Annotated in this window: 13 protein-coding genes and 1 tRNA gene; 5 read left to right on the top strand and 9 right to left on the bottom strand. The window is 64.4% G+C overall.

Features of this window, described 5'->3' with window-relative positions:
• Positions 1-30 precede the first annotated feature (30 nt).
• The 6 genes from coaE to ispB form a co-directional block, all read right to left on the bottom strand.
• Positions 31-657, bottom strand: coding sequence for a dephospho-CoA kinase (coaE, locus tag AC1Q7Q_RS07620; RefSeq protein ID WP_492376803.1), 627 nt, complete (start codon positions 655-657; stop codon positions 31-33).
• 67 nt (positions 658-724) lie between these two features.
• Entirely contained in the window at positions 725-1,642 is a 918-nt protein-coding gene (locus tag AC1Q7Q_RS07615; RefSeq protein ID WP_492376804.1) for a prepilin peptidase, read from the bottom strand.
• A gap of 3 nt (positions 1,643-1,645) precedes the next feature.
• Complete coding sequence (locus tag AC1Q7Q_RS07610; protein WP_492376805.1) at positions 1,646-2,911, bottom strand: type II secretion system F family protein; 1,266 nt, start codon at positions 2,909-2,911, stop codon at positions 1,646-1,648.
• 30 nt (positions 2,912-2,941) lie between these two features.
• Positions 2,942-4,696 (bottom strand): type IV-A pilus assembly ATPase PilB, encoded by a 1,755-nt coding sequence (pilB, locus tag AC1Q7Q_RS07605; RefSeq protein ID WP_492376806.1) that lies wholly within the window; start codon positions 4,694-4,696, stop codon positions 2,942-2,944.
• 243 nt (positions 4,697-4,939) lie between these two features.
• A tRNA-Pro gene (locus AC1Q7Q_RS07600) sits at positions 4,940-5,016 on the bottom strand.
• A 111-nt stretch (positions 5,017-5,127) separates the two neighbouring features.
• Complete coding sequence (gene ispB / locus AC1Q7Q_RS07595; RefSeq protein WP_492374687.1) at positions 5,128-6,057, bottom strand: octaprenyl diphosphate synthase; 930 nt, start codon at positions 6,055-6,057, stop codon at positions 5,128-5,130.
• 572 nt (positions 6,058-6,629) lie between these two features.
• Here ispB and rplU point away from each other — a divergent pair.
• Positions 6,630-6,941, top strand: a complete 312-nt coding sequence (rplU, locus tag AC1Q7Q_RS07590; RefSeq protein WP_006162510.1) for a 50S ribosomal protein L21 — start codon at positions 6,630-6,632, stop codon at positions 6,939-6,941.
• A 70-nt stretch (positions 6,942-7,011) separates the two neighbouring features.
• Positions 7,012-7,272 (top strand): 50S ribosomal protein L27, encoded by a 261-nt coding sequence (gene rpmA / locus AC1Q7Q_RS07585; RefSeq protein ID WP_006162509.1) that lies wholly within the window; start codon positions 7,012-7,014, stop codon positions 7,270-7,272.
• Here the strand turns inward: rpmA and AC1Q7Q_RS07580 are convergent.
• Positions 7,250-7,432: a hypothetical protein gene (locus tag AC1Q7Q_RS07580; RefSeq protein ID WP_492374685.1), complete on the bottom strand. Its 183-nt coding sequence runs from the start codon at positions 7,430-7,432 to the stop codon at positions 7,250-7,252. The two genes, rpmA and AC1Q7Q_RS07580, sit on opposite strands and share 23 nt — an antisense overlap.
• Between AC1Q7Q_RS07580 and obgE the strand changes: the two genes are divergently transcribed.
• Positions 7,422-8,522: a GTPase ObgE gene (gene obgE / locus AC1Q7Q_RS07575; RefSeq protein WP_441633931.1), complete on the top strand. Its 1,101-nt coding sequence runs from the start codon at positions 7,422-7,424 to the stop codon at positions 8,520-8,522. The genes AC1Q7Q_RS07580 and obgE overlap by 11 nt on opposite strands.
• 39 nt (positions 8,523-8,561) lie before the next feature.
• Positions 8,562-9,680, top strand: coding sequence for a glutamate 5-kinase (gene proB / locus AC1Q7Q_RS07570; RefSeq protein ID WP_309403639.1), 1,119 nt, complete (start codon positions 8,562-8,564; stop codon positions 9,678-9,680).
• 98 nt (positions 9,681-9,778) lie between these two features.
• Here the strand turns inward: proB and AC1Q7Q_RS07565 are convergent, their stop codons facing one another.
• On the bottom strand, positions 9,779-10,408 hold the full coding sequence (locus tag AC1Q7Q_RS07565; RefSeq protein ID WP_492374684.1) for a CNP1-like family protein: 630 nt from the start codon (positions 10,406-10,408) through the stop codon (positions 9,779-9,781).
• On the bottom strand, positions 10,401-11,063 hold the full coding sequence (locus AC1Q7Q_RS07560) for an RNA pyrophosphohydrolase (protein ID WP_043349734.1): 663 nt from the start codon (positions 11,061-11,063) through the stop codon (positions 10,401-10,403). Before AC1Q7Q_RS07560 ends, AC1Q7Q_RS07565 begins: the two co-directional genes overlap by 8 nt.
• A gap of 184 nt (positions 11,064-11,247) precedes the next feature.
• Between AC1Q7Q_RS07560 and AC1Q7Q_RS07555 the strand changes: the two genes are divergently transcribed.
• The gene (locus AC1Q7Q_RS07555; RefSeq protein WP_492374683.1) at positions 11,248-12,969 is read left to right on the top strand and encodes a proline--tRNA ligase; all 1,722 of its coding nucleotides are present in this window, start codon (positions 11,248-11,250) and stop codon (positions 12,967-12,969) included.
• Positions 12,970-12,972: the final 3 nt, after the last annotated feature.

Genomic DNA, 12,972 nt, shown 5'->3' with positions numbered 1-12,972 from the left:
ACAAAGATGGTGCCGGATGCGGCCAGTCATTCAGCCCGTGGCTGCCCAGGCGCCAGCCAGGGTGCGGTACAACTGGTCCAGGCGATCCACCTGGGCGGGCAGGGCTTGCGGCGGACCCTCGTTGTCGACCACATCATCGGCGGCGGCCAGGCGTTCGCTGCGCCTGGCCTGCCTGGCCATGATGGCCTCGACCTGGCCCTGGGAAAAGCCGTTGCGTGCCATGACCCGCGCAACCTGCGTGGCCTCGCTGCAATCCACCACCAGCACCCGGTCCACCCGCGCGCGCCATGAGCCCGACTCGACCAGCAGCGGGACCACGTAGATCAGGTAGGGATGCAGTCCGGAGGCGCGGATCGCGGCGGCGCGCGCCTCGGTCAACTGGCGGATCAGGGGGTGGGTGATGCCCTCCAGCCGGGCCTTGGCCGCGGGGTCCGAGAACACCAGCTCGCGCATGGCATTGCGGTCCATGGCGCCGTCGGCGCGCAGGCAGGCGGGGCCAAAGGCTTCCAGCAGGGCAGGGATGGCCAGCCCGCCCGGCGCGGTGATCTCGTGCGCGAGCAGGTCGGTGTCGATCAAAGCGGCACCGCGCGCGGCGAACAGGTCCGCCACGCGGGTCTTGCCAGAACCGATGCCTCCGGTCAGTCCGATTTGCAGCATGTAGGTCTCGAAGCTTGCTGTGGGTGTGATAAAGGCAGCCTTAGGGCGACCGGCGGCCGGCGCCCGTTCAGCCCGCAATGCCCAGCGGCAGCACATTGGGCCCAAAGAACAGCACAAGCAGCCCGGCTCCGGCGATATAAGGGCCGAAGGCGAAGTGCGTATCGCGATCCTGACGGCGCAGCGCGATATTGGCAAGCGCGAAAACCAGCCCCACCACGGAGGAGAGCAGCACCAGCGCCGGCAGGGCCTGCCAGCCGAACCAGGCGCCCAGCGCGCCCATCAGCTTGAAGTCGCCATAGCCCATGCCTTCCTTGCCCCGCACCAGCTTGAAGATCCAGTACACCGTCCACAGCAGCAGGTAGCCGGCGGCCGCGCCGATCACGGCATCCGCCAGCGGCGCGAACAGCCCGCCGAGATTGAGCAGCAGGCCCAGCCATACCAGCGGCAGCGTGATCTGGTCGGGCAGTAGCTGCGTGTCGGCGTCGATCAGGGTGAGGGCGATCAGGGCCCAGATCAGGGCGATGGCCGCGAGAGCCTGCCAGGTCGGGCCAAAGTGCGCGGCGGCCAGCGCGGTGAGCAGCGCGGTGCCCGCTTCCACCAGCGGATAGCGCGCACCGATGGGCGCGGCGCACGATGAGCAGCGCCCGCGCAGGAACAAGTAGCTCAGTACCGGGATGTTCTCTAGCGCGCCGATGGCGTGTCCGCAGTGCGGGCACGCCGAGCGCGGCACCATCAGGTTGTAGGGCTCGGGGTGGGGGATCGGGTCGTCGCGCAGCGACGCGATGTAATTGGCTTCGTCATGCTCCATCATGCGCGGCAGGCGGTGCACCACCACGTTGAGGAAGCTGCCGACCAGCAAGCCGATCAGCGCGGCGGCGGCGACCAGGAACCAGGGCGGCAGCGCCGCCAGCTCTGCAATGGTCTGCGCGGGGGCAGCCAGTGAAGAAATCGCGCCACTGGCGCCATCCGCGGAAAACAGCCACATGCCTTACACCACCTGTCCCAGTTTGAAGATCGGAAGATACATTGCCACCACCATGCCGCCGATCAGCACGCCCAGGATCACGATGATCAGCGGCTCGATCAGGCTGGAGATGGCGGCCACAGCGTCATCGACCTCGCGCTCGTAGAACTCCGCCACCTTCAGCAGCATATTGTCCAGCGCGCCGGACTCCTCGCCGATCTGCGTCATCTGCAGCACCATGCTGTCGAAGACATGGGTGGCTTGCATGGCGTTGGTGAGGCTGGTACCGATGCGCACCGATTGCTCGATTTCCTTGGTGGCGTCGTAGTAGACCCAGTTGCCGGCGGCGCCGGCGACCGATTCCATCGACTCTACCAGCGGCGTGCCGGCGGCGAACATGGTGGCAAGCGTGCGGGTCCAGCGGGCGATCACCGCCTTGCGGAACAGCGAGCCGAAGATCGGCAGCTTGAGCAGCAGGCGGTCGCTGGCGCGCTGGACCTTCTCCGAGCGTTTTAGCCCGCGTATATACATCGTGATGCCGATGATCGGCGCGCCGATGATCAGGTACCAATTGTCGACGAAGAAGTCCGACATGGCGATCACGACCAGGGTCGGCGCCGGCAGGTTGGCGCCGAAGCTGGAGAACACGCCCTTGAACGCCGGGATCACGAAGATCATCAGGATGACCGTCACCGCGAAGGCCACGGTCAGCACGGCGATCGGGTAGATCATGGCCGACTTGATCTGGCTCTTCAGCGCGATGGTCTTTTCCATATAGAGCGACAAGCGCTCCAGCAGGGCATCCAGGATACCGCCCTGCTCGCCGGCATCGATCAGGTTGCAGTAGAGCGTGTCGAAGTAGCGCGGATGGCGGCGGAAGGCCTGCGCCATGCTGCTGCCGGATTCGATGTCAAAGCGGATCTCGGACAGCAACTGGGTGAAGTTGGGGTTGGCATGCCCGCGCGCAATGATGTCGATCGATTGCAGCAGCGGGATGCCCGCCTTGAGCATGGTGGAGAGCTGGCGCGTGAAGTATGCGATGTCCTTCTGGGTAATCTTCTTCCCGCGCGCGGCCCGCCGCTTTTTCAGCTTGACGACCGTCAGCCCCTGCTTTCGCAGCGTGGCATTGACCTCGGCCTGGCTCTGCGCGCGCAGCTCTCCCGAGAACGCCTTGCCCTTGCGGTCCTTGCCTTCCCACTCGAACAGGTACTGCGTGGGCGCTTTACGCCCTGGTTTCCCCTTGGGCGCGGCCGCCTTGCGAGCGGCTGCGGCTGGTGCGCGTGTCGCCATGATTGACCCCTAATGACATCTTTTGTTGTTTTACATATTTGTTGTGGCCAGCACTTCTTCGAGCGAGGTGAGACCCTGCTTCACCTTGGCCAGGCCAGCTTCGCGCAACGATAGCACGCCATCTTTACGCGCTTGTTCGGCGATCTCCAGTGCCGTGCCATGCGCGAGGATGATCTGCTGCATCGGCTCGGTGATCGGCATCACCTGGTAGATGCCGCAGCGGCCCTTGTAGCCGCTGCCGTTGCAGCGCTCGCACCCGACCGGGTGGTAAGGCTGCCAGCTGCCGTCGAGGTCCTCGTCCTGGAAGCCGGCGTCGGCCAGCACCTCGCGCGCCAGCTCTCCGGGGCGCTTGCAGGTGCACAGCCGCCGCGCAAGCCGCTGCGCGGTGATCATCAGCACGCTCGACGCGATATTGAAGGGCGCGACACCCATGTTCATCAGGCGCGTGAGCGTGGTCGGCGCGTCGTTGGTATGCAGCGTCGAGAACACCAGGTGGCCAGTCTGTGCCGCCTTGATCGAGATGTCGGCGGTTTCCAGGTCGCGGATTTCGCCGACCATGATGATGTCGGGATCCTGGCGCAGGAAGGAGCGCAGCGCGGCGGAGAAGGTCAGACCGGCTTTTTCGTTGACGTTGACCTGGTTGATGCCCGGCAATTGGATTTCCGCCGGATCCTCGGCGGTCGAAATATTGATGTCGCCCTGGTTCAGCCGGTTCAGGAAGGTGTACAGCGACACCGTCTTGCCGCTGCCGGTGGGGCCGGTCACCAGCACCATGCCGTAGGGGCGCTTGATCACGTCCAGCAACAGCGCCTTTTGCGCCGGCTCGTAGCCGAGCTGGTCGATGTCGAGCTTGTCGGACGACGACTCCAGGATCCGGATCACGATCTTCTCGCCGAACAGCGTCGGCAGCGTGGAGACGCGAAAGTCGATCGCCTTCTCCACGGTTTCCTTGGGCTCCTTGCTGTCCTTGCCGTCCTTGTCGCCGCCCTTTTCCTTGGGCAGCGCGATCAGCAGCTTCATGCGGCCGTCTTGCGGCACGCGCTTTTCCGAGATGTCCAGGCGCGACAGCACCTTGATCCGGGTGGAGATCTTGTCGCGGATGTCCACCGGCGGCCGTGCCACTTCCTGCAGCACGCCATCCACCCGGAAGCGGATGCGATAGAAGGTCTCGAACGGCTCGAAGTGAAGATCGGAGGCGCCGCGATGGAAGGCTTCGGTCAGCAGCTTGTGCAGGAAGCGAACCACGGGCGCGTCGTCGATGTCGGCCGCGGTCTTGTTGCGCAGCGCTCCAGCGGACGCCACCGGGTCATAGTCGATCATCTTGCGCTCGACATGGCCCGGGCCGATCGACTTGATCGTGCCGCCGCTGTCGTCGGCAGCCGAGCGCACGTATTGCATCAGCTTGTCGTGCTCGACCACGACGGGTTCCACCGGCAGGTTGTATTTCTGCTTGATGGCGTCCAGCCCGGCCTGGTTGCCCGGGTCGGACAACGCCAGCACCAGGCGGTTCTCGCGCCGGCCCAGTGGCAGCAGGCGGTGCGCGTGGAACTCGCGATTGCCCGCCAGCGCCGGCGGCACCTTGTTGAGGTTGTACTGATTCAGATCGATCAGCGGCAGCTGATACTTATCAGCCGCGAAGATCGCCACATCATGTGCAGTCATGGTGCCGCTGGCGATGATCTCGTCGATCAGCTGCGACTTTTTTTCTCGTGCCGACTGTTCAAGCTGGGCGAGCAGGGCCGGCGCGATACGCCGGCTCTGTGCAAGAGCTAGACCAAGTGTCATGGCAAAAAACGATTGGCCGCAAGCGGCCTAGGACCCCGAATCGGGGCAGTTTGCCGCCGGGGTCACTTTTTGTAAAGGCGCACCGGACAGGGTGTTGCCGTTTGCACGACACGGGCGCAACCCTACTTGCGCGGGGGGGTGGGGAAGGGACGGGAATCAGGATTGGCGAGCCGGGCGCACCAATGAAAAAAGGCCGCACATTGCTGTGCGGCCTTTCTTGTACGGTCTCGGGGACCGTGAAACTGGTCGGGGTGAGAGGATTCGAACCTCCGGCCTCTACGTCCCGAACGTAGCGCTCTACCAGGCTAAGCTACACCCCGTTTGTTTTTCTCTGCGTTGCCTGCCTAATTACTGCTGCAGCGCGAAAGCACACAAGTGTAGCAGCCTTTTTTCCGGAATGGAAGAGGGCGCCGGCGCGGGGCGCCTTGGCATCAGGACTGCCGTTGCAGCGAGAATGCGCACAGGTCGATCAGCGTTTGCTTCAGTGGCGAGTCGGGGAACTGCTGGGCGGCCTTCTCCGCAGCTTCGGCTTCGCGCTGGGCTGCCTGGAAGGTGACATCGAGCGCGCCGCTGGCGTGGATCGCGGTGAACACCGCATCGAAATGCTCGGTGCCGCCTTGCACGATGGCTTCGCGAGCCAGCGTGCGTTGCTCCGCGGTGCCGTGCTCGAGCAGGTGCAGCAGCGGCAGGGTGGGCTTGCCTTCACGCAGGTCGTCGCCGGCATTCTTGCCCATCTGCTCGGCGCTGGCGGTGTAGTCCAGCATGTCGTCGATCAACTGGAACGCGGTGCCGATGCGCCGTCCGTATTCCGCGGCAGCTTCTTCGGTGGCCGCGTCCGCACCGGCCAGCACAGCGCCGAGCTGGGCCGAGGCTTCGAACAGCTTGGCGGTCTTGTAGCGGATCACTTGCAGGTAGCGCTCCACCGTGACCTCGGGATCGTGCATGTTCAGCAACTGCAGCACTTCGCCTTCGGCGATCACATTGGTGGCATTGGAGAGGATCTCCATAATGCGCATGCTGCCGGCGTCCACCATCATCTGGAAGGCGCGGGAATAGAGGAAGTCGCCTACCAGCACGCTCGCGGCGTTGCCGAAGACCGCGTTGGCGGTCTGGCGGCCGCGGCGCAGCTCCGACTCGTCGACGACGTCGTCGTGCAGCAGCGTGGCGGTATGGATGAACTCGACCACCGCGGCCAGTTCGTGGTGCCGGTTGCCGTCGTAACCGAAGGCCCGTGCGGACAGCAGCAGGATCACCGGGCGCAGGCGCTTGCCGCCCGCACTGATGATGTACTCGCCGATCTGTTCGATCAGGGGCACTTCCGAAGCGAGGCGCTGGCGGATAACCGAATCAACGGCGCGCATGTCGGCAGCGACCGGGGCAAGCAAGGCAGTGGCGGAAGACTGGGACAAGATGTTCACCGTTACGCAAAACCCGCCGATTATAAGCGATGCGGGTGTATGTATGTCCCCTGAACGGGGGGTGCGACAAGGCGCGCGGGCGCTGCGCGCGCAAAGCGGGCGTGGCAGTCCCGTGCACCTATAATGCCGCCATGACCCAGCCACCTTCCTCCTCGCGCCGCCAGCTCCGGCGCACCGCACTGTGGGCAGCTTTCGCCGCCCTGGCGGGTTTCCTGCTCGCGGATCTGATCTGACCTGGGTGGGCGGAGAAGTGCTTCAGGCGGCGCCACGCGGCGCCGGGCAGGCTATGTGTCTGTTTTTTTTGTACTTTTCCCGGCTTTGGTATAGAATCGTGGGTTTCCTCCGGCCGCTTTGTGTTGTCTGCAGATGCGCTGGTGGGAGATAACCGGGCCAATTGGGCCGTCCGGCTTGTCTGTTTTCCCTGTCCTGGTAGTTGCTTGGATCGGGATGAAACGGACGCAAGGGCGCGCCGGCGTTGGCTTTCGGCGTTTTATTTCACATCGAGAGGTTCGACAATGTACGCGGTCGTAAAAACCGGCGGCAAGCAATATAAGGTTGCTGCTGGCGAAAAACTTAAAGTAGAACAGATACCGGCAGACATTGGCGCAGAAATCACGCTCGACCAGGTGCTCGCAGTGGGCGCAGGCGACCAACTCAAGTTTGGTACGCCGCTGGTTAGCGGGGCTTCCGTCAAGGCTACCGTTATCTCCCAAGGTCGTCACGATAAGGTGAAGATCTTCAAGATGCGCCGTCGCAAGCACTATCAAAAGCGTCAAGGCCATCGTCAAAATTACACCGAGCTGCGCATCGAAGAGATCATTGGCTGAGCCAGCGCTCAGTCCTTATCGAAATCGAATTCAAGCGTAACTAGGTAAAGTAAAGCGACAGGAGTTAGTCATGGCACAGAAAAAGGGCGGCGGTTCCACACGGAACGGCCGCGATTCCGAATCGAAGCGTCTGGGCGTCAAGGTGTTTGGTGGTCAGGCCATCAACGCCGGCAGCATCATCGTGCGTCAGCGCGGTACCCGCGTGCACCCGGGCGATAACGTTGGCATTGGCAAGGATCACACCCTCTTTGCTCTCGTCGACGGCCACGTGCAGTTCGCCGTCAAGGGCGCTGCCAAGAAGCAGCAGGTCAGCGTCGTTCCGGCAGTCTGATCACAGCCTTTGCAGCATGAAGGCCCCGCAGTACTTGCGGGGCTTTTTCTTTTCTGGCGACAATGTCATTGTTGCCATTCGCCGCGCCCGCGGCCTTGCCATCCCGGCCGGGCGCGCGCTTTGCGGTCGCTACACCACGGAAGGTCATCATGAAGTTCATCGACGAAGCCAGAATTGAAGTCATCGCCGGCAACGGCGGCAATGGCAGCGCATCGATGCGGCGCGAGAAATTTGTGCCCTTCGGTGGCCCCGACGGTGGCGACGGCGGCAGCGGCGGCAGCGTCTACGCGGTGGCCGACCGCAACATCAACACGCTCATCGACTTCCGCTACGCCAAGAAGCACGTGGCGCGCAACGGCGAGAATGGCCGGGGCGCCGATTGCTATGGCGCGGGCGGCGAAGATGTGAACCTGCGCATGCCGGTCGGCACGCAGATCCTCGACATGGATTCCGGCGAGCTGATCGCCGACCTGACCGAGCATGGCCAGACCGTTTGCCTGGCCGAGGGTGGCCTGGGCGGCTGGGGTAACCTGCACTTCAAGTCCAGTACCAACCGCGCGCCCCGCCAGCAGGTGGACGGCAAGCCGGGCGAGCGCCGCATGATCAAGCTGGAGCTCAAGGTGCTGGCCGACGTGGGCCTGCTGGGCATGCCGAATGCCGGCAAGTCGACCTTTATCTCGCACATTTCCAATGCGCGCCCGAAGGTGGCCGATTACCCCTTCACCACCCTGCATCCCAACCTGGGCGTGGTGCGGGTCGATCACGAGCAGTCCTTCGTGGTGGCCGACATCCCCGGCCTGATTGAAGGCGCTGCGGAAGGCGCCGGGCTGGGCCATCAGTTCCTGCGCCACTTGCAGCGCACAGGGCTGTTGCTGCATATCGTCGACCTGGCGCCGTTCGATGAAGCCGTGGACCCGGTGGCCGAAGCCCGCGCCATCGTCAACGAGCTGAAGAAGTACGACGAAAGCCTGTACGAAAAGCCGCGCTGGCTGGTACTGAACAAGTTGGACGTGGTGCCCGAGGAAGAGCGCGATGCGCGCGTCAAGGACTTCGTCAAGCGCTACAAGTGGAAGGGCCCGGTGTTCCGCATCTCCGCCCTGACCGGCGAAGGCTGCCGTGAACTGATCTACGCGATCAAGGATCACCTGGCCGCGATCAAGGCCGAGGAAGTCGCCGCGCTGGCAGAGCCGGACATCCGCCTGGATGACCGCCTGCACAACGTCGACCAGTCCGGCGGCGAGCAGAACTAACGACAAAAACAGCAGCACCCAGCAGACAGGATTCCCGCCATGCAATCGGTCATCGCCCAGGCAAAACGTATCGTCGTGAAGGTTGGGTCCAGCCTGGTGACCAACGACGGCAAGGGCCTCGATCACGAGGCAATCGCCCGTTGGGCAGCACAGATCGCCAAGCTGCGCATGGCCGGCAAGGAAGTCGTGCTGGTCAGCTCCGGCGCCATCGCCGAAGGCATGCAGCGCCTCGGCTGGGTGCGCCGCCCAAAGGAAATCCACGAACTGCAGGCCGCCGCGGCAGTGGGCCAGATGGGCCTGGCCCAGGTCTACGAAAGCCAGTTCGGCCGCTACGGCATCCGCACCGCCCAGGTGTTGCTGACCCACGCCGACCTGGCTGACCGCGAGCGCTACCTCAATGCGCGCTCGACCCTGCTGACGCTGCTGTCGCTGGGTGTCGTGCCCATCATCAACGAGAACGACACCGTGGTCACCGACGAAATCAAGTTCGGCGACAACGATACCCTGGGTGCGCTTGTCACCAACCTGATTGAAGGCGACGCGCTGGTGATCCTGACCGACCAGCGGGGCCTCTATACCGCCGACCCCCGCAGCAACCCGCAGGCCGAGTTCGTCGACGAGGCGCTGGCTGGTGCAGTGGAGCTCGAAGCCATGGCCGGCGGCGCCGGCACGTCGATTGGCCGCGGCGGCATGCTGACCAAGATCCTGGCCGCCAAGCGCGCCGCCAAGTCGGGCGCGCATACCGTGATCGCTTCCGGGCGCGAAGCCAATGTGCTGGAGCGGCTGGCCGGGGGCGAAGGCATCGGCACGCAACTGCTGGCCCCCACTGGGCGCCTGACGGCGCGCAAGCAATGGATGGCCGACCACCTGCAGCTGCGCGGGCGGGTGATGATCGATGCCGGCGCGGTGGACAAGCTCACCAGCGGCGGCAAGTCGCTGCTGCCGATCGGCGTGGTGGAAGTGCAGGGTGAGTTCGCGCGTGGCGAGGTCATTGCCTGCATCGACGCGGCGGGCCATGAGGTGGCGCGCGGCATCACCAACTACGCCAGCTCGGAAGCCAAGCTGATCGCACGCAAGCCCTCGTCCGAGATCGAGCGGGTGCTTGGCCACCAGAACGAGCACGAGCTGATCCACCGGGACAACCTGGTACTGGTCTGAACGGACAGATTGTTCCGAGGTACGATGCAAAAAAGCCCGCGAGCGATCGCGGGCTTTTTTGCATCGTCAGGCGCCGTACTACCGCGCCGTTGCCGCCATCAACGTGTGATCGCGCTCTTGCGCGGCGCTTCGCCACGCAATTCCTTGACGATGTCCTGCGCCCTGCCTGCCGCTGAGCGGCCCTCGCACAGGAAATCCTTGGCCAGCGCCGCACCATAGTTATTGCGCGCGATGCCTGCCAGCTGGACCCAGCCATCGCGGTCGTCGGAGCGGTTGCGGACCCACTCGGTCGCGCCCCTGGGCAAGGTGGCGTACATCTTGCGCTCGAAGGTGTCGCAGCGCACGGCCTCGAAGCTCACATTGCGCATGCCGCTGGCACCGGTGATGACCACCGTATAACGCACGGCGCCATCCGCGCCCACGACCACGGACTTGCCATCGACGGCGAAGGTAAAGTTGCCGGCGGGGCTGACTTCGAACGGGATCAGGTCCGCATCCTGCGGCGGCGCAGGCAGCGCCGTCTCCACTTCCCTGAATTCCTTCGCGGCGAACGGGTCGAGGATGCTGAACTCCTTCTTCGGCGTGTAATCCTCGGACTCGTCCGGCATGGGCACATGCTGCGGCTTGGACGTGCTGCCGCAGCCGGCCAGGCCAAGGCAAAGGGTTGCAGCCAGCAAGCAGGCGGCGGGCAGGCTCGGGCGCAAGCCGCGGCCGGCAAAATCAATCATCGGTACTCCGTTCTGTGGACGCCGGCTGGGCCGGCGAAATTGGGCCCGGATCGTGGGCCAGGTCCTGATGCACCAGGTCCGGAACGCTGTCGGGATGCTCGTCCAGCCCCGCGCGAGCATAACCTGCGCGCACCGAACCGTGCCGGCCATGGGTGCCGTAGGGGCTCAGCGGCGCGCGGGTATTGCGCTGCAGGAAGCGAGACAACTCGGTCAGCGCGAGTTGGTAGACATCGCGCTTGAACTCGATGACAGCGTCTAGCGGGACCCAGTAATGGCTCCAGCGCCAGGCATCGAACTCCGGATGGTCGGTGGCGCGCAGGCGGATGTCGCAATCGCGGCCCGCCATGCGCAACAGGAACCAAATCTGCTTCTGTCCCCTGTAATGGCCGCGGATTTCGCGGCGGATGAACTTGTCCGGCACCTCATAACGCAGCCAGTCGCGCGTGCGACCGACAATCCTGACATGCTCGGGCAGCAGACCGACTTCTTCATGTAGCTCGCGGTACATCGCCTGTTCCGGCGTCTCGCCGTATTTGATGCCGCCTTGAGGAAACTGCCACGAATGTTCGCCGATGCGCTTGCCCCAGAACACCTCGTTCCGTGCGTTGATGAGGATGATGCCGACGTTCGGGCGAAAGCCTTCACGATCGAGCATGACTGCACCTCGAATCCTTTAGAATTAGGTTGATTATAAAGGAAGCGCGTAATGGGGCTTTGTGCAACGGGGTGCTGGTTTTCCCCGAGCAAAAAGCGCCGCATAATGCACGCGCGCCACGGATTCGCGCCATCTCGCCCCCGGCACCTGCCAGGGCGTGCATGGCCTCACGAGAAAGCAACGGATGAAAGCCTCGCAATTCTTCATTTCCACCCAAAAGGAAGCCCCTTCCGACGCGGAAATCGTGTCGCACAAGTTGATGATGCGAGCCGGCATGATCAAGAAGCTTGGCGCCGGCATCTATAACTACATGCCGGTCGGCCTGCGGGTGATCCGCAAGGTGGAAGCCATCGTGCGCGAGGAAATGAACCGCGCCGGCGCGGTCGAGCTGTCGATGCCGGTGATTCAGCCTGCCGAGCTGTGGCAGGAAACCGGCCGCTGGGACAAGATGGGTCCCGAGCTGCTGCGCCTGAAGGACCGCCACGAGCGCGACTTTGCCGTGCAGCCCACCTCCGAAGAGGTGGTGACGGACATCGCCCGCAGCGAAATCCGCAGCTACAAGCAACTGCCGATCAATTTCTACCAGATCCAGACCAAGTTCCGCGACGAGCGCCGGCCGCGCTTTGGCATCATGCGCGGGCGCGAGTTCACCATGAAGGACGCTTACTCCTTCGATCGTGACGCCGCAGGCCTGAAGGTGTCCTACGACAAGATGTTCGACGCCTACGTGCGCATCTTCCAGCGTTTCGGCCTGGAATTCCGTGCCGTCGCGGCCGACAACGGCGCCATCGGCGGCTCCGGCTCGCACGAGTTCCACGTGATCGCCGAGACCGGCGAAGACGCCATCGTCTACTGCCCCGACTCGGACTACGCCGCCAACATGGAAGCGGCCGAGGCCCTGCCGCTGCTGGCCCAGCGCGCCGCGCCGGCGCAAGCCATGGTCAACACGCCCACCCCGGGCAAGGCCAAGTGCGAGCACGTGGCTGAGCTGCTTGGCATCCCGCTGGCGCGCACGGTCAAGTCGATCGTGCTGGCCACCGAGGGCGAGGCCGGCGTGCAGATCTGGCTGCTGCTGCTGCGTGGCGACCATGAGCTCAACGAGATCAAGGCGTCCAAGGTGGCCGGCCTGGCCGAGTTCCGCTTCGCGACCGAGTCCGAGATCGTCGAGACGTTCGGCACGCCCCCGGGCTACCTGGGCCCCATCGGCGCCAAGAAGCCTGTCAACGTGGTGGCGGACCGCACGGTCGCCAATATGAGCGACTTCGTCTGCGGGGCCAACGAGCGCGACTACCACCTGACCGGCGTGAACTGGGGCCGCGACCTGCCCGAGCCTGTGGTGGCTGACCTGCGCAATGTGGTGGAAGGCGACGTTTCGCCGGACGGCAAGGGCACGCTCGCCATCTGCCGCGGCATCGAAGTCGGCCACGTGTTCATGCTCGGCACGCGCTATTCGGAATCGATGGGCGCCACCTTCCTGGACGAGAACGGCAAAACCCAGCCCATGCAGATGGGCTGCTACGGCATTGGCGTGACCCGTATCCTGGGGGCCGCCATCGAGCAGAACTTCGACGAGCGCGGCATCATCTGGCCCGCTTCGATCGCCCCGTTCGCGGTGGTGGTCTGCCCGGTTGGCTACGATCGTTCCGAGGCCGTCAAGGCCGAGGCCGACCGTATCCATGCTGAGCTGCTGGCAGCCGGCGTCGATGTGATCCTGGACAACCGCGGCGAGCGCCCCGGCGCCATGTTTGCCGACTGGGAACTGATTGGCGTGCCGCACCGCGTAGTGGTGGGCGACCGTGGCCTGAAGGAAGGCCGCGTGGAGTACCAGGGGCGGCGCGACGCCGAGGCCACCCAGTTGCCGGTCGCGGACGTGGTTGCTCACGTGCGCGGGCTGTTGTCCGCCTGAGCC

Source organism: Cupriavidus sp. GW823-FHT07A04, from assembly GCF_058794615.1.
This window is presented reverse-complemented; position numbering and strand designations above follow the sequence as displayed.

Bases quoted from the DNA above. Each gene is read 5' to 3' on its own strand.
- coaE (WP_492376803.1), bottom strand. From the start codon at position 657: ATGCTGCAAATCGGACTGACCGGAGGCATCGGTTCTGGCAAGACCCGC.
- ispB (WP_492374687.1), bottom strand. From the start codon at position 6,057: ATGCGCGCCGTTGATTCGGTTATCCGCCAGCGCCTCGCTTCGGAAGTG.
- rpmA (WP_006162509.1), top strand. From the start codon at position 7,012: ATGGCACAGAAAAAGGGCGGCGGTTCCACACGGAACGGCCGCGATTCC.
- proB (WP_309403639.1), top strand. From the start codon at position 8,562: ATGCAATCGGTCATCGCCCAGGCAAAACGTATCGTCGTGAAGGTTGGG.
- AC1Q7Q_RS07560 (WP_043349734.1), bottom strand. From the start codon at position 11,063: ATGCTCGATCGTGAAGGCTTTCGCCCGAACGTCGGCATCATCCTCATC.
- AC1Q7Q_RS07555 (WP_492374683.1), top strand. From the start codon at position 11,248: ATGAAAGCCTCGCAATTCTTCATTTCCACCCAAAAGGAAGCCCCTTCC.
- rplU (WP_006162510.1), top strand. From the start codon at position 6,630: ATGTACGCGGTCGTAAAAACCGGCGGCAAGCAATATAAGGTTGCTGCT.
- AC1Q7Q_RS07610 (WP_492376805.1), bottom strand. From the start codon at position 2,911: ATGGCGACACGCGCACCAGCCGCAGCCGCTCGCAAGGCGGCCGCGCCC.
- pilB (WP_492376806.1), bottom strand. From the start codon at position 4,696: ATGACACTTGGTCTAGCTCTTGCACAGAGCCGGCGTATCGCGCCGGCC.
- obgE (WP_441633931.1), top strand. From the start codon at position 7,422: ATGAAGTTCATCGACGAAGCCAGAATTGAAGTCATCGCCGGCAACGGC.
- AC1Q7Q_RS07565 (WP_492374684.1), bottom strand. From the start codon at position 10,408: ATGATTGATTTTGCCGGCCGCGGCTTGCGCCCGAGCCTGCCCGCCGCC.
- AC1Q7Q_RS07580 (WP_492374685.1), bottom strand. From the start codon at position 7,432: ATGAACTTCATGATGACCTTCCGTGGTGTAGCGACCGCAAAGCGCGCG.
- AC1Q7Q_RS07615 (WP_492376804.1), bottom strand. From the start codon at position 1,642: ATGTGGCTGTTTTCCGCGGATGGCGCCAGTGGCGCGATTTCTTCACTG.